The organism is Collinsella aerofaciens, assembly GCF_039752775.1.
In the GTDB taxonomy this organism is placed as follows: Bacteria; Actinomycetota; Coriobacteriia; order Coriobacteriales; family Coriobacteriaceae; genus Collinsella; species Collinsella aerofaciens_R.
The window spans coordinates 1-15,495 of sequence record NZ_JBDMGT010000011.1 but is presented as its reverse complement, the minus strand read 5'-3'; the positions used below and the strand labels follow the sequence as shown (position 1 = coordinate 15,495).

Annotated in this window: 12 protein-coding genes; 4 read left to right on the top strand and 8 right to left on the bottom strand. The window is 59.1% G+C overall.

The genetic code is table 11. The features are described from left to right. Nucleotides 1–66 precede the first annotated feature (66 nt). Both ABHR63_RS04415 and ABHR63_RS04410 read right to left on the bottom strand, forming a co-directional pair. The gene (locus ABHR63_RS04415; RefSeq protein WP_346965342.1) at nt 67–966 is read right to left on the bottom strand and encodes a DUF4097 family beta strand repeat-containing protein; all 900 of its coding nucleotides are present in this window, start codon (nt 964–966) and stop codon (nt 67–69) included. After that, on the bottom strand, nt 963–1,685 hold the full coding sequence (locus tag ABHR63_RS04410; protein ID WP_138375079.1) for a helix-turn-helix domain-containing protein: 723 nt from the start codon (nt 1,683–1,685) through the stop codon (nt 963–965). The genes ABHR63_RS04415 and ABHR63_RS04410 overlap by 4 nt, the downstream gene beginning before the upstream one ends. Nucleotides 1,686–1,952: 267 nt before the next feature. Here ABHR63_RS04410 and ABHR63_RS04405 point away from each other — a divergent pair, with 267 nt between their 5' ends. From ABHR63_RS04405 to ABHR63_RS04395, 3 genes are all read left to right on the top strand, one after another. Then, entirely contained in the window at nt 1,953–2,825 is an 873-nt protein-coding gene (locus tag ABHR63_RS04405; protein ID WP_055250686.1) for a class I SAM-dependent methyltransferase, read from the top strand. Nucleotides 2,826–2,943: 118 nt separating this feature from the next. Then, nucleotides 2,944–3,783, top strand: coding sequence for a tRNA (guanine(46)-N(7))-methyltransferase TrmB (gene trmB, locus ABHR63_RS04400; protein ID WP_346965343.1), 840 nt, complete (start codon nt 2,944–2,946; stop codon nt 3,781–3,783). A gap of 309 nt (nt 3,784–4,092) precedes the next feature. Then, a complete protein-coding gene (locus tag ABHR63_RS04395; protein WP_346965344.1) occupies nt 4,093–6,774 on the top strand; it encodes a DEAD/DEAH box helicase in 2,682 nt (893 codons plus the stop codon). A 79-nt stretch (nt 6,775–6,853) separates the two neighbouring features. Here the strand turns inward: ABHR63_RS04395 and ABHR63_RS04390 are convergent, their stop codons facing one another. From ABHR63_RS04390 to ABHR63_RS04370, 5 genes are all read right to left on the bottom strand, one after another. After that, the gene (locus ABHR63_RS04390; RefSeq protein ID WP_346965345.1) at nt 6,854–8,611 is read right to left on the bottom strand and encodes a DUF2130 domain-containing protein; all 1,758 of its coding nucleotides are present in this window, start codon (nt 8,609–8,611) and stop codon (nt 6,854–6,856) included. A 140-nt stretch (nt 8,612–8,751) separates the two neighbouring features. Then, on the bottom strand, nt 8,752–9,297 hold the full coding sequence (locus tag ABHR63_RS04385; protein ID WP_229090643.1) for a metallophosphoesterase: 546 nt from the start codon (nt 9,295–9,297) through the stop codon (nt 8,752–8,754). 264 nt (nt 9,298–9,561) lie between these two features. Then, a complete protein-coding gene (locus tag ABHR63_RS04380) occupies nt 9,562–9,888 on the bottom strand; it encodes an HIRAN domain-containing protein (RefSeq protein ID WP_035137041.1) in 327 nt (108 codons plus the stop codon). 425 nt (nt 9,889–10,313) lie between these two features. Next, nucleotides 10,314–11,693 (bottom strand): aldehyde dehydrogenase, encoded by a 1,380-nt coding sequence (locus tag ABHR63_RS04375; RefSeq protein WP_346965346.1) that lies wholly within the window; start codon nt 11,691–11,693, stop codon nt 10,314–10,316. 9 nt (nt 11,694–11,702) lie between these two features. Beyond that, a complete protein-coding gene (locus ABHR63_RS04370) occupies nt 11,703–12,923 on the bottom strand; it encodes an iron-containing alcohol dehydrogenase (protein WP_195569136.1) in 1,221 nt (406 codons plus the stop codon). Nucleotides 12,924–13,179: 256 nt separating this feature from the next. On the opposite strand from ABHR63_RS04370, the gene ABHR63_RS04365 reads away from it, so the two are divergent. After that, entirely contained in the window at nt 13,180–13,740 is a 561-nt protein-coding gene (locus ABHR63_RS04365) for a ferritin family protein (protein WP_022094328.1), read from the top strand. Between the two features lie 241 nt (nt 13,741–13,981). Here ABHR63_RS04365 and ABHR63_RS04360 read toward each other — a convergent pair whose 3' ends face one another. Continuing rightward, complete coding sequence (locus ABHR63_RS04360; protein ID WP_138111895.1) at nt 13,982–14,863, bottom strand: hypothetical protein; 882 nt, start codon at nt 14,861–14,863, stop codon at nt 13,982–13,984. Between the last annotated feature and the right edge of the window lie 632 nt (nt 14,864–15,495).

The following is a 15,495-nucleotide window of genomic DNA, read 5'->3' as shown; positions in this document are numbered from 1 at the left end:
CGTCACGGCTCCGGCGCCTCCATCAAACAGCGCGTCTATGGTTTATAAGTCTTCAATAACCACCCGTCACTCTGAATCAAACGACATGTCGCCCAAACCGACCTTAAAACGATACGTGGCAGACTTATCGCCGTTATCGAATTCAAGATTCAAAATGGTCTCGCCATCGTAGCCAAGCGGAAGGAAATCGCTCTCGAAGTCGCCGCTGCCCACGGTAAGGCTCGCCTTAAAGCCCGTAGAATTCGGAACCGTCATCTCCACATCGCCCGAGTCCACGCTCACGTCCATCGACTTCGCGGGGGCCTGGTAGAGCTCGAACGTCGCATCGCCCAAACCGACCTCGGCATTCAGAGTATCGGTCACGGTGCCCGCAAACGCGACGTCTCCCGAGTCCAACGTCAAATCAAAGTCGTGGCACGCAATGTCCGCGACCGTCAGGTCTCCCAACCCCACGTTTGCCGTAATGCCCATCATGTTATCGGCAAGCTCACGCGGCAGTTCAATGGTGACCTTACGGTCATGGGCGCGCTCGTCATCGCAGTCGAACTGGCTAATCTTGAGTGTAGAGCCCTCGATCTTAACCAGATTCTGAGTGGCGGCATCGGAAGCAGACGCCCCCTTTGCAACGCGCCCGCTTTCGATGACACGTACCGGTCCGCCAGAGACACGTTTAACCTCGACCGTCCCCGACGTCACATCCAAGTCGAGCGATTGGAACGCGTCTTCGTCAAAAGTCGTGCTCGAAAGCTGCTGAGGCCGAGCGGAATAGTTACCGCCATCCAAAAGATCGTCCTCGTCAACCGCATCGTCCATACCAGAGAAGCCGGATACAACATCGTCGAGATCCCACGGGCCATCAAAATGAATCAAAGTCCGCGAAATGCCAAAGACAAGCCCGATGATGAGCACAAACGCTCCGATGCCAACGCCCAAGCGTACCTTGGATTCATGCGAAAGCTTCATCATTCATCACTCTCTTTGGCAATCGGCTCAGCGGTAGTCGCGGTAGCCACGTCAGCATCAGATTCCGCAGAAGTATCCTTCCCCTGGGCCTTGACCGCCACCGACGCCGAACCAACCTGAATATCCCCGCGCGCCCAATCGCCATCGAGCGCACGCGCCACCCAGTGATAGATGGGAATCGTAAAGAAGATCAGTGCGGCAAAGGGGCCGGCACCAAACAGGAACATCAGCAAAAAGAACAGCAGCCAGCACACGGCCCAATACGGGAACGACTGGAACGGGCCCTTCACCGGAGTCGAGCCAACTGCGCTGCCACTCGTCGCCTGCGCCGTAGCGGCATTGGCGGCCTGCGCACTCCAGCTTGCCGCTTGCGCCGCCTTGGCGGCGGCGTCACTCGCCTGTGTTGCCGCCTCGGTTGCACGTGCCGCCGCCTCATGGGTACGGGCGCGATCTGCCGCCTCGGCCTCGCGCTGACGGGCACGGTCCTCGTTCTCAAACTCGATATCGTCCTCAATCTCATCGCTCGGATTGAGCAGCTCGTCCAAGCTCACACCATAGAGCTTGGCGAGCGAGATCAGGTTCTCGGTATCGGGCGAGCTCTCCGCGCGCTCCCATTTACTGACTGCTTGGCGCGACAGTCCCAGCTTTCGTGCCAGCCCTTCTTGGCTAAAGCCTTTGCTTCGGCGAAGGTCGGCGAGCCGCTGCGCAGTTTCTACATTCATGGTTCCTCCTATGTGATGCCAGCCGTGCCGCCGGACCGTTTTTGTTCTTAAGGCGCCTTGCACAGTTAAAAATCTATCCGCCACCGCCAAAAGCATGCCACCTATTCTAGTGAGATTTTTGACAACCGTCGGTTGCGGATGCATATGAGCTGCGGAAATGTGTCCAAACAAAGCAATGACCCGTAGCTTGGTTGTCCCCGTTGCGGCGTTAACGGTAGTATGGTCGTACTGTTAATTCCGCACCGCCAACGGAGGGAGTTCCGCGCCGTGAACCGCGATTTCGCCTCATCGCTCATCCAGCTCAACAACACGTTCTATCGCGAGCACTCCGCCTCCTTCTCCGATACGCGCCAGGCCCCGTGGCCCGGCTGGGTGCGCACCATGGACATCGCGCTCGGGCAGCTCGACGTCGCCACGATCGAGCATCCCGTCCGCGTCTTCGATCTTGCCTGCGGCAATATGCGATTCGAGAATTTTGCCGCCGGCGGCGCACTTGCCGCCAAGGGCGTCGATGGCGCAAACCCCTCGGCAGATGCCAGCTGCCCGTTTGAGTTCTATGGTGTCGACTCGTGCCAAGACCTGGCCATCGATGCACATGGCCACGCGCTGCGCATTCCCAACCTGCACTTCCAGGAACTCGACGTGCTCGACGCCCTTATGAAGCTCAACCCCGCCGAGACGCCCGACGTGCTTTTCGACGCCCCGCTCGCCGACATCTCGGTCTGCTTTGGCTTTATGCACCATGTGCCGTCGTGCGAGTACCGTGTACGCGTGCTCGACGCTCTGGTGCGCCAGACGCGCCCAGGCGGCATCATCGCCATCAGCTTTTGGGAGTTTATGAACGACGAGCGCATGGCGCGCAAGGCCGTTCGAGCCGAAGCCCGCGCCGAGCTCACCCCGCCGTTTGAGGGTTACGATTCCGCGCAGTTTGAAGCCGGCGACCACCTCATTGGCTGGCAAAACGACCGCCACGCCTACCGCTATTGCCATCACTTTGACGATCAGCAGATTACCGACCTTGTGCGCGGCGTCCGTACGTTCTACAAGAGCGGCGAGGTCCCCGTGCGTGAGCTTGAGCGCTTCCATGCCGACGGTCGTAGCGGCGAGCTCAACCGCTATGTGATTCTCAAGCGTCTGTAGGCACCGACGACTCGCCGCCGAGCCGCACCGCATCTTTCGGGCAAACTATGCCCACCTTTTTTCAACCCATTGACGGAACGCACAGTTATGCGTTCCATACTTATGACCAAGGAGCCTCATGGGAGCCGTCCACGTTCGCACGCCTAAGAACTTTGTGCTCGAGGAGCGCTTGGAGCGCTACGCCGATGCGATTGAGACGAACCCCGAGGCATATGCCGGGGATTGGCGCGAGGCCTGCGCGCCAGTTGGCAGCAAGCCCTTCGAACACCTTCACCTGGATCTTGGCTGTGGCAAGGGAACGTACCTGGTAGAGCGCGCCACCCGCGAGCCGAACACGCTCTTTGTCGGTATGGACCAGGAGCCCATCTGCATCGCCTATGCCGCACAGAAAATCTGCGAGCAGGAACTGACCAACGCACTCGTCCTGCCCCGAGGCGCCGCATCGCTGCCGCAGTTGTTTGCCGCAGGCGAGCTCGATGCCATCACCATCAACTTTCCCACGCCGCAGCCCAAGGCCAAGTACGCCAAAAAACGACTCGTCCATGTCGACCACCTAATGCTGTACCGTCCGCTCTTTGCAGCCGGCGCTACCGTCACGCTGCGCACTGACAGCAAGCCGTTGCGCGACTACGCCCTGGGGCAGTTTGCCGCGGCGGGCTACGACACACTTTGGGTAAGCGATGACGTGCGCCGCGACCATCCCGAGCATCCCGAGACCGAGTACGAGTGCCGCACGCGCGAGATGGGCGCCGCCGTCTATGGCATTTGCGCTACGCCCGGCGCGGAACCCATCGAAGAGCAGCTCGCGGCGGGCCGCGCGCAGGAGCAAAGCCTTGCCTGCTACCTGCCCGAAAACCTCGATGAGCTCACCTACGTGCCTCTCGGCATGGAAGAGGCCGTCGAGAACTTCAGAAACCGTGCCCGCAAGGGCAAGAAGCGCCTGCCGCAAGAGTCCTAGGGGCTTCTGATGGTCGCGGCGTCAGCAAATAAGCGCGAATAGGCGCCAGCAAACAACCCTCAAACCTAAGTGAGTAGACTTTTTTGCAATAGCCAAGCACAACCCGCATAACGAAAACTAAAACCGCAGATAGAACCCTTGTGCAAAATCCATGTGCTCGCGACATCGCAAAAAGTCTACTCACTTAGCTGGCAACTGCACCAAACGGCCGGGCAGAACGCCCATTTCCTGCATTTTCTTGCCTGCAAACGCATCGATGCGCCGCTACGCCATAATAGTTGGCGGACAATCGCGAGAGAAAGCAACCACATGGCACAGACCACGACAGATACCGCCGCCAGCACCGTCTCCGGCGCCGGCGCCGCCAGCTCATTCTCGGGCGGCACGGGAACCGAAGCCGAGTTTGGCTCGCTCGGCGCGCTCTCCCCCACCTGGTGGGAGCCCGAGGACGGCAGCGAGCCCGAACCGTGGCTCACGCCCGATCAAGCCTTCGAACGCTTCTTTGAATGGACGAGCGATCGCGGCATTGAACTGTGGGATCACCAAGAAGAGGCCCTCATGGACCTGGCTGCCGGCGATCACGTCATTTTAGGCACACCGACCGGATCGGGTAAATCGCTCGTCGCGCTGGGCATGCTCTTTATGGGCATGGCGCAGGGCAAGCGCTGCTACTACACGGCTCCCATCAAGGCTCTGGTCAGCGAGAAGTTTTTCGACCTTGTGCAGGTGCTCGGCCGCGATAACGTAGGCATGATTACCGGCGACACGCATATCAACACCAAGGCACCCATCATCTGCTGCACGGCAGAGATCCTTGCCAACGACGCACTGCGCGAGAGCGAAGATGCCGACGTGGGCTGCGTGGCCATGGACGAGTTCCACTACTTTGCCGACCCCGACCGCGGTTGGGCTTGGCAGGTGCCGCTGCTCACCCTGCCCCACACGCAATTCATGCTCATGAGCGCCACGCTCGGCGATGTCACTGCCATCGCCGCCTCACTCGAGGAACACACCGGTGCTACCTGCGACTTGGTCGTCGATGCCCCGCGCCCCGTGCCGCTGAGCTACGACTACGTGACGACCTCCCTCGAGGGCACGGTCGAGCTCGCCATGCGCCGCGGCGAGGCCCCGCTCTATATCGTGCACTTTAGCCAGGATGCCGCCCTTGCAACGGCACAGTCGCTCGCCAATTTTGGCATCGCCAGCAAGGAGCAGCGCGAGGCCATCAAAGAAGCGGCAAAGGGGACGAGCTTCTCCACGGCCTTTGGTAAGATTCTCAAACGCCTGCTTGGATGCGGCGTCGGCGTGCACCATGCCGGCATGTTGCCGCGCTATCGCCTGCTGGTGGAGCGCCTGGCGCAGCAGGGCCTGCTGCCCGTCATCTGCGGCACCGATACGCTCGGCGTCGGCATCAACGTACCCATCCACACCGTGGTACTCACCGCGCTCACCAAGTTCGACGGCTACAAGATGCGTCGCCTGCGCGCCCGCGAGTTCCATCAGATTGCCGGTCGCGCCGGCCGCTCGGGCTTCGATACCGAGGGCATGGTCATCGCCGAGGCCCCGGAGCACGAGATCGAGAACGCCAAACTCATGGCCAAGGCGGGCGACGACCCCAAGAAGCTCCGCAAGATTAAAAAGAAGAAGGCCCCCGAGGGCTTTGTCACCTGGAACAAGCAGACCTTTGAGCGCCTGATCGAGACGCAGCCCGAGACGCTCAAGCCGCGCCTTCGCATCACGCACTCCATGGTGATTAGCGTGGTCGAGCAGGGCGGCGATGCCCGAGCCCGCGTACACGACCTCATCGAAACAAGCCTGCAGACCCCTGAGGAAAAGGCAAAGCTCGAGGTTCGTGCCGACGAGATCTTCGCCACGCTCATCGATTCCGGCGTCGTCGTTCGCACCGAGGTGCCGCCCGCGCCCGACGCCCCGACTGACGCCGCGCCAGACATCGACTATGCACTGACGGTCGATCTGCCCGAGGACTTTGCGCTCGACCAGCCGCTCTCGCCGTTTTTGCTTGCCGCGCTGGAGCTGCTCGACCCCGAGAGTGAGACCTATACCATGGATCTGATCTCAATGGTCGAGGCTACGCTCGAGGATCCCAAGCAGGTGCTGCGCGCGCAGGAGCGCGCCGCGCGCGACCGCGCTATGGCCGAGATGAAAGCCGACGGCGTCGAATATGAGGAACGCTTGGAGCGCATCCAGGATGTCACCTACGAAAAGCCGCTCGAGGATTTGCTCGATGCCGCCTTCGACAAGTACTGCCAGGAAGTACCTTGGGCCAACGACTACCAGCTCTCGCCCAAGAGCGTCCTGCGCGACATGTTGGAGAGCGCGAGCGACTTTAAGGGCTATATCCAAAAGCTCGGCATCGCCCGCTCCGAGGGCATTCTGCTGCGCTACCTAGCCGAGGCCTACCGCTCCCTCGATCGCACCGTGCCCATTGAGAAGCGCGATGAGCGCTTGCGCGACATCATTTCGTGGCTCGGCTTTGTGGTGCGCTCGGTCGACTCGAGCCTGGTGGACGAGTGGGAGAACGCCGGCAACCCGGCGGCCCTCGACGCCGCGCCGCCGCAGGGCATCGACGAGGTCGTTGCGGACCGTCGCGGCTGCACGCTGCTGGTGCGCAACGCACTCTTCCGCCGCGTGACCCTTGCCGCCCGCGAGCACGTTCGCGACCTGGGCGAACTCGACGAGGACTGGGGCATGAGCGAGGTCCGCTGGCAAAAGGCGCTCGATGCCTACCATGAGCAGCACGAGGAAATCCTCACCGACGGAGATGCCCGCAGCGCCGCGATGTTTACCATCGACGGGAGCGACGAGAAGACCGATCACGTGTGGCACGTGCACCAGATTTTTGCCGACGAGGATGGCGACCACGATTTTGGCATCATGGGCGATGTCGATCTGGACGCCACGCAAGACGGCGGCGAGGTCATCTTCAAAAACTACCGCGTCGGCTTTATCGAGGACCTGCTCGAGGACTAGCCGAACATACTGGAACGAAACGAAGCGGGGCCGCTGGCAATATAGCCAGCGGCCCCGCTTTTGCGCTATACGCTATGCCTTACTCGGCACCCTCGACCTCATACGAATCCGCCTCGGCTGGCTCATCGTTTGTCTCTGTCGCAGCCCCGCGCGCCTCGTCAAACGCGGCCTTCATGGTCTTGTTGCCCCACGTGAGCTTGCGAATGGTAAGATCGTCCGCCTTCTTGTTGGCTAGGCGCAGATTGTTCTCGGAGGACAGCAACGCCTCCTTGGTTTTCTGCAGGTGGCTAATCGTCTTATCGATCTCATCGATCGCCGTTTGGAACTTGCGGCTCGCGATCTCGTAGTTGCGGCCGAAATCATTCTTGAACTTTTCCATCTTGGCTTCGAAGTTCGTGACGTCGATATTCTGCTGCTTGTACTCCGCCAGCTCCTGCTTATAGCGCAGCGAACCCATGGCGGCGTTGCGCAGCAGCGTGATCATGGGAATGAAGAACTGCGGGCGGATCACGTACATCTTCTCATAGCGGTAACTCACGTCGACTATCCCTGCGTTATAGAGCTCGCTTTCGGGCTCGAGCAGTGTGCAGAGCACCGCGTACTCACAGCCTTTCTGGCGACGATCGTGATCGAGTTTCTTAAAGAAGTCCTCGTTTTTGTGCTTGGTCGCGGTCTCGTCGTTCTCGTTTTTCATCTCGAACATAATCGAAATGACCTCGTTACCGCTTGCGTCGCACTCGCGGAAGATAAAGTCGCCCTTGGTGCCCTCGGACGCATCGTTATCCTTCTCGAAGTACGCGTTAGGAAACGCCGTCATGCGCAGACGGTTGAACTCGGTCTCGCAGTGCTGCTCGAGCGACTCGCCCACCATCTTGGTGGACAGGCGGACCTTCATGTCCTTAAGGCGCTCAATCTCTTCGTCCTTGTAGCGAATCAGGTCATCGCTCGCGCGCTTGGCCTGCGCAAGCTCGAGCTCGTGTGCCGCCTTGACCTGTTCCTCGCGAGAATCGCGCACCGCCAGCTCGCTCGTCAGTTTGGCACGCGCCTCATCGCGCTCTCGCTCCGCCGCGGCGACCGCCTCTGACAGGTTCATTTTTGCCATCAGTTCCTGCTCGCGCAGCTGGGCACGCAGGCCCTCGGCCTCTTGCTCGGACTGAGCCTTTGCGGCGGAAAACTTCTCTTGCACCTTCGCGCGATAGTCAGCAAGCGCGCGCTCGGCCTCGCTGCGAGCGGCATCGAGCTCACGCTGCGACTCTGCCGCGGCAGCGGCAAGCGCCATCTCCTGGGCCTTGTCCGCCGCGGCAAGCCTGGCCTGCAGCTCGGCAATCTGAGCGTCGCGTGCAGCTAAATCGTTTTGAGCAGCGTTGCGCGCCGCCGACTCGGCAAGCTTTGCTTCGTCATCTTTGCGCCCAAGCTGCGCACGCAGGCTATCAATCTCACGCTGGAGTTCGGCATTCTCTTTTTGAGCATTGGCTCGTGCCTCAACCGCCGCGCGCTGGCTTGCACTCTCGCGCTCTGCGGCAGCGCCCTCGAGCTTAGCGCGCAGCTCGGCAAGCTCAGCATCGCGCTTGGCAACCTCTTGCGCCAGTTTCTGATCCGCAGTGTTCTTCTGCTCGACAAGCTGGGCATTGCGCTGAGACTTTGCCTGTTGCAAGGCAGCCGTCGAACGCGAGCGCTCAAGCTCCAGCGCCTGCTCACCCTCACGCTGGACTGCCTTCACACGCTCATCCAGGTCGCGCGAGAACTCGGCATCGCGCACCTGCTTGACGATATCCGCATAGCCGGATGCATCGACCTTAAAAACTACGCCGCAATGCGGGCACTTGATCTCGTTCATAGCAGCTCCTCGATGGACGCAAATATCAACCGGCTACACTCTACCGCGCCGCGCGGACAAAAAAGGCGCCGCCGCCATAATGGCAACGGCGCCAGAACCACCACAAAGGTGCCTGTCCCCTTTGTGGTGGCTCTGGCGCCCTATAACCCAAAGAAGCTAAGAATCTGATCGCGGCTTACGGGCTTGTACTCGTTGGCATCGAGACCGACATCGTAGCGAAAGATAGGGCGCTCGCGATCGCGGTTGCGTGCGTTGGCGCGGTCACCTCTGCTGTGGATATGCCCATGCAGCATAATGGCGCCACGTGCCTTGCCGTTCCAGCTGAGCATGGGGTAGTGGCTCATAACCAGACGATGGCCCTTGGCATAGCCGGGAGCAATCTCCAGGTAATCGCGCACGTCTTCCCAAATCCGCGGTACGTCGGAATCTTCCCAGTCGCCGTCATGGTTACCGCGGATGAGCGTCACGTTCTGGCATTCGATACGCTCGCGCAGGCGCACCGCCTCCGCCAGGGGCAAACGATAGGTAAAGTCACCCAGAATATAGAGGCGGTCGTCCGCAGCCACGCACTCATTGATGGCATCGATGACCTTGCGGTTCATCTCCTCGACCGAGCCAAACGGCCGGTCCATGTCGTGCAAGATATTCGTATCGCCCAGGTGCAAGTCGGCGGTAAACCACATCATCGTCTGTGTCCTCATTTCGCAACGTGTTCAACTCGTGCTAAGTATACAGACGCAGCGATGCGGCGGTTATCCAAAGAGCCCGCCGAACAGTCCGCGGCGGCGCTTGTCTTGCTTTTTCGAAGCGTCACCCTAAGTTTTCTTGTCCCGCCGTTTCTTACGGTCCTGTTCCAGATCATCGTCGTCGAGCAGCAGATCCCACTCAAACGGATCATCCGTCAAATCGAACAGGTCATCGTCGTCAAACATGGCCGCCTCCATTGCCGACTAGCGGGCATCCACCACATAGAGGCCAACGCGCACCTGGTGCCACGGGCTGCGCTCGGGGGCAACCTGTTGCACGCGGGCCTCAAATACGTCCTCGTGGCCGTAATACATCATCAAGGACAGCGGGCCGACCTCGTTTCCCGGAACGTAGCCAAGTTTGGTCTTGCCATAGTAGATCGCAACTGCCTCGGGGTCATGGGGATTATCGCGCTCGGCACACAGCGTCAGCTTATCGCCCGCTTTAAGATCGCCCAGGACCAAGGCGCCATCGGCATACTGAAATCCTGCAATGTGAAATGACAGAAGAACACGTGAAGGCTCGTACATAGCAGCTCCTCTAACGGCCGGATAAACCGGTGTGTAACCTTATTGAGAAGTCTACGGTCCCGCGCGGACACAAATACATCCTGTCTGCGTCCTTCAATCGTTTGCCTCAACGCTTGCGCGACAGAACGCTTGCAGATAAGATAGGAACACGGATGGCACCCGTTGCCGCGGGTCTTGCCAACTCCGATACACGTTTTCATCGTGAGAAGTGGCCGTCTTCGCTTACGCGGGGGCGGCTATTTCATTCGGCCGATAAACAGACCGAGTTCGATAGCCGCAATCAACAACGCCAATAACGAAATAACATCGCTTACGTTCATACCAAATCCCTTCTAAAGGGAGTTGGCCCATCCGTGCTCCATAACAGTAGTCTAACGCAAAATGCAGGTAATAGGAACACTTGTTCGTATTACCTGCGCCCTTTTCTAATGCACAAACATGCGCACGAACTTGTGCTTCCAGCTTGCGTAGGGCGCATACCGAAACGGCACGTCCAGCCAAGTTGCCTTGTTCACGATGCTCTTCTTGTGGCTAAACGTATCGAAGCTCTCGCGTCCATGGTACTGCCCCATACCGCTCGCGCCCATGCCGCCAAAGCCCATATGGCTCGTAGCCAAGTGCATGATCGTGTCGTTGACACAGCCGCCGCCAAAGGGCACGTAGCGCACAAAGCGTTGCTGAACCGAACGGTCCTGGCTAAAGATATACAGGGCCGGCGGCGTCGGACGATCCGTAATAAACGTCTCGGCCTCGTCTAGGCTCTCAAACGTCAGCACCGGCAAGATGGGACCGAAGATCTCCTCCTGCATCACGGCGTCATCGGGGGTCACGCCGTCTAGGATCGTCGGCTCAATCTTGAGCGACGACTCGCGCGCCGTGCCTCCCAGCACGACCTTATCGGGATCGATCAGCCCGCGCACACGCGCAAAATGCTTGGCGTTGACGATATGCCCGTAGTCCTCGTTATCGAGCGGATGCTCGCCAAACATACGGCGGGCCTCTTCCCTGATGAGGTCCAGCAGCTCGTCGTGCACGCGCGCATCGACCAGCAGGTAGTCGGGCGCCACGCAGGTCTGCCCCACGTTGAGCCATTTACCAAAGGCGATACGCCGCGCCGCAACCTTCAAGTTTGCCGTCGCATCCACGATGCAGGGGCTCTTGCCGCCCAGCTCAAGCGTCACGGGCGTGAGGTTTTTACTCGCGCGCTCCATGACGAGCTTGCCGACCGGAACGCTACCGGTAAAGAAGATCTTGTCCCAGCACTCATCGAGCAACGCTTCGTTCTCGGCGCGCCCGCCCTCGACAACCGTCACCAGGCGCGGATCAAATGCCTCTTCACAGATTTGCTTGAGCACCGCGCTCGATGCCGGAGCATAGGCACTCGGCTTGATGACCACGGTATTGCCCGCGGCAAGGGCGCCGGCGAGCGGCTCGAGTGTTAGCAAAAACGGGTAGTTCCACGGAGCCATGATGAGCGTGACGCCATAGGGCACGGCTTGCGTTTTGCACGCGCTCACGGCGTTGGCAAGGTCACACGGACGCAGGCGCGGACGACTCCATCGAGCCACGTGAGCGATCTGATGACGAATCTCGGAAAGCGACGTGCCGATCTCGCACATATATGCCTCGTCATGCGACTTTCCCAAATCGGTCTTGAGTGCATGGGCAATATCGGCCTCGTGCGCCCGTACCGCATCGCGTAAACTCACGAGCGCGCGACGTCGGGCATCAACATCAAACGTAGCGTGCGTTTTAAAGTAAGTGCGCTGATCGCCGACGATGCGCGCAATTTCCTCGGTGTTCATGGCACCCTCCTAGTTCTCGTCCTCAAACATACCACCCGCGACGACCTCGTACATACGCTCGAGCTCCAAGCGGTCCATCAAAAGCGGAACGGGGTACAGCGGATTGGCCTCGGCATCGGCATGCGCCGCCATCTCGGGAATGTCGGAGCGGCGAATGCCCGAGACATATTTGGGGATTCCCAGGATCTCGTTCATGCGGTCGACCCAATCGAAAAAGGCCTCGGCCGCAAGACTATCCTGCGCGGTAGCCGGCGCAATGCCCGCCATGCGAGCAAGATCGGCAAGCTTGGGGGCGGCGGCGTCACCATAAGCGCGAAGCATGTGCGGCAGGATGATCGCGTTGGCCAAACCGTGCGGAATTCCGTATCGGCCGCCCAGACTGTGCGCGATGGCATGCACATATCCGACATAGGAGCGGGTAAACGCAACGCCCGCCTTATACGCCGCCGAAAGCATATTGCGACGAGCGCGCATGTCGTCACCATGCTCATAGGCCTCGAGCAAATTGTCGTGGATAAGCTGCACCGCCTGTCGCGCCATCTTGCGCGTATAGGGCGTGGTGCTTCGCCCGATAAAGGCCTCAACGGCATGCGTCAGGGCGTCCATGCCCGTCTGCCCCGTAATGGAAGCGGGCAAGCCGCACGTAAACTCGGGGTCGTGGACTGCAAAACGCGGGATGAGCACAAAGTCGTTAATGGGGTATTTGTAGTGCGTCTCGTCATCGGTGATAACCGCCGCGAGCGTGACTTCGCTTCCCGTACCGGCGGTAGTGGGAACCGCAATAAGCAGCGGCAGGAGACGATGAATCCGCAGTAGGCCGCGCATCTTGTTGATGGGCTTGTTTGGCTGCGCAATGCGTGCGCCCACGCCCTTGGCACAGTCCATGGCCGAGCCACCGCCAAAGCCGATAATGGCCTGGCAGGCGCTCTCTCGATACAGGGACGCCGCTTCTTCCACGTTTGAAACCGTGGGGTTTGCACGCGTTTCGGCATAGACCGTAACGCCAATCCCCCTGCATGCGAGCGCCGTCTCGAGCGGTGCCGTGAGCCCCAGACGGGCAATGCCGGGATCCGTCACGATAAGGACCTTCTGGATCGAGCGCTTTTGAAGCACCGCGGGCACATCCTCGGCATGCTCTAAAATGCGCGGCTCGGTATAGGGCAGGATCGGCAATGCAATGCGAAAAACCGTCTGATATGTTCGGCACCAGGCACGACGGGCTAGATGCATAAAGGAAACTCCTTCATTTGTTGATAGGTCAACATTTGCTCGCCCGATTGTACTCAGCGGCGGTCAAAGACGGCCTGCCAATCGTTAATCAATCAACATCTTCATATCTCAAAATTGTTTTATTAAAAATCATTCCTAATAGGCTTCACATTTGGTTGCATTTATGGATAATAGAACTCGTCAAGACGCACGTCCGGAGAGGGCCCTTACGGGACCGGACGAGCGCACAATCGCCATAGATCGAAAGGATCGAATCATGAAGTTTGTTTGCCCCGTTTGCGGTTATGTGGAAGAGTTCGACGGCGACCAGCTGCCCGAGGACTTCAAGTGCCCCCAGTGCGGCGTTCCCGGTTCTCGCTTCCTGAAGCAGGAGGAGGGTCAGCTCGAGTGGGCTGCCGAGCACGTCGTGGGCGTCGCCAAGATGGAGGGCGTCTCCGAGGACATCGTTGCCGACCTGCGCGCCAACTTTGAGGGCGAGTGCTCCGAGGTCGGTATGTACCTGGCCATGGCGCGCGTCGCTCATCGCGAGGGCTATCCCGAGATCGGCCTGTACTGGGAGAAGGCTGCCCACGAGGAGGCCGAGCACGCTGCCAAGTTCGCTGAGCTCCTGGGCGAGGTCGTGACCGACTCCACCAAGAAGAACCTCGAGATGCGCGTCGAGGCCGAGAACGGCGCCACCGCCGGCAAGACCGATCTTGCTAAGCGCGCCAAGGCCGCTGGCCTCGATGCCATCCACGACACCGTGCACGAGATGGCTCGCGACGAGGCTCGCCACGGCAAGGCTTTCGCCGGCCTGCTCAAGCGCTACTTCGGCTAAGCCAGCAACCTGAGACATAACCTCTAGCTCGATGAGGCCCGGACCGCATGGTTCGGGCCTTTTTCGTGCCTCACAAACTTGTTAACTACCTGAAATAGGACCGCCTTCGGCATCGGCTTCTCGTCAAAAACTAAGTGAGTAGACTTTTTGGAACTTGCCGAGCAGACCATCCATATCACTTTATAAAGCCGCAGGTAAATGCCTTGTTGCAAAACGACCTAGTCGCCAAAGTGCCAAAAGTCTACTCACTTAGATTCGCAGCCGTCCACGATCGAGCCATTTTGTGTCTAGCGGGCATCTTTCCGTCGATTACTCCCAATTTTGTCCAGTCAACGAATAGTTCAGACCTGAGTAATGTCTCAGCCCTTTGCTCATCTGAGCTTTTATCACGATATTCAGCATCGAGCATCCTGCATATGGCCTTAACGATCGCGCGGAATCTATCCTCATCCGATATCTGTCTGTGTGTAAGGAGAAGCACATCGTAGCCCATGGCCTGAAGGGCCGTCATGCGGTCAGCGTCACGCAAGCCATCCCCTGCGCGTCCGTGCGAGGCCTTTCCCTGACATTCAATGGCCACCTGTCGCCTACCGTCCGGCGAAGAAAGAAGTAGGTCGATATATACACGGGACTTTCCCACAATCGCTCGAGCACTTGTGCTTAACGTCACTTCGACATTGAGCTCTATGCCGCAAAACCCTTCGCCTCCCAGGGCTCGCGGCAGTCCAAGCAACAAAAACGCCTCGACCTCAAAAGGCGACGCGGCACCCAATGGAACGAGTTGCGATACCGCCATAAATCTATTGCCGTAACGCATCCCGCAAACATCTGAACAAAAACGGTCAAGGTCTCCGCCCAAAACCAAAGCGTCTCGACGCCATAAATTTGAGGCGATGCCGTCCTCGGACGGGCAGCGCACCCAACCGAACGTTGTCGAAATCGCGCCCGAATCAATTGCACGCGAAAGATCCGCCTCAAGTGCCGCCGGCAGGGCACACACCGCAAACAAGCCACACATCTCCGCCAATACCAAAAGAAGCTGAAGATCCGTCAGATGCCGCGACATGATGAATGTCGTCAGTAGAGGAGATGTAACCAAAAACCCATGCTCCGTTTCCAGCACGGATTCCCTGGGGAGCTCACCAAGAAACAGCCGCTGCCTGATACTGGCAGGACAAGTCCGCTTGTTTCTCGTCCGGACCAATGTATACAACGGAAAGCCGAGCACAACCGCAGCCGTCGGGTTACGGGCAAGGTCATATCGCTGCCGGTCTTCTTCCGGCCGTGGAAGCGGCGGACACAAAGCGCGGACTTGAGGAGGCAAACGCCAGTACCTAAAAGCCGATATGTCACAAAGTAGATCCTTCATAGGCACAGGAAAACACGAATTTCAACCCAGTCAGTCACGTATTGGCGCGAACGCACCAAAAATGGCGCCGAACGGACTGCCAAGTTTTCAACAGCACTCCCCAACTGGCCAAAAGCTTGCCGAGAGCTGGACGAAGCCCTGTTGAAAACCCCATTTTTTCTCATGCAGGAGCTTTGCGCGGCAAGTGAGTAGACTTTTTTGAACATCCCGAGCAGGCCGGTCATCCTGCTTTTCAAAACCGCAGGTAGATAGCTTGTTACAAAACTGCCTGGTCGCCAAAGTGCTAAAAGTCTACTCACTTAGGTTGCAGAGTGCCCATTACAGTCTGAAGTGGGCCACCGATAAATTTCGATGGCGAGCATTCGGCGCATTGCCTACGATACGGG

Coding starts and splice junctions, on each gene's coding strand:
- ABHR63_RS04415 (WP_346965342.1), bottom strand. CDS start 966: ATGATGAAGCTTTCGCATGAATCCAAGGTACGCTTGGGCGTTGGCATC.
- ABHR63_RS04410 (WP_138375079.1), bottom strand. CDS start 1,685: ATGAATGTAGAAACTGCGCAGCGGCTCGCCGACCTTCGCCGAAGCAAA.
- trmB (WP_346965343.1), top strand. CDS start 2,944: ATGGGAGCCGTCCACGTTCGCACGCCTAAGAACTTTGTGCTCGAGGAG.
- ABHR63_RS04395 (WP_346965344.1), top strand. CDS start 4,093: ATGGCACAGACCACGACAGATACCGCCGCCAGCACCGTCTCCGGCGCC.
- ABHR63_RS04390 (WP_346965345.1), bottom strand. CDS start 8,611: ATGAACGAGATCAAGTGCCCGCATTGCGGCGTAGTTTTTAAGGTCGAT.
- ABHR63_RS04385 (WP_229090643.1), bottom strand. CDS start 9,297: ATGATGTGGTTTACCGCCGACTTGCACCTGGGCGATACGAATATCTTG.
- ABHR63_RS04380 (WP_035137041.1), bottom strand. CDS start 9,888: ATGTACGAGCCTTCACGTGTTCTTCTGTCATTTCACATTGCAGGATTT.
- ABHR63_RS04375 (WP_346965346.1), bottom strand. CDS start 11,693: ATGAACACCGAGGAAATTGCGCGCATCGTCGGCGATCAGCGCACTTAC.
- ABHR63_RS04370 (WP_195569136.1), bottom strand. CDS start 12,923: ATGCATCTAGCCCGTCGTGCCTGGTGCCGAACATATCAGACGGTTTTT.
- ABHR63_RS04365 (WP_022094328.1), top strand. CDS start 13,180: ATGAAGTTTGTTTGCCCCGTTTGCGGTTATGTGGAAGAGTTCGACGGC.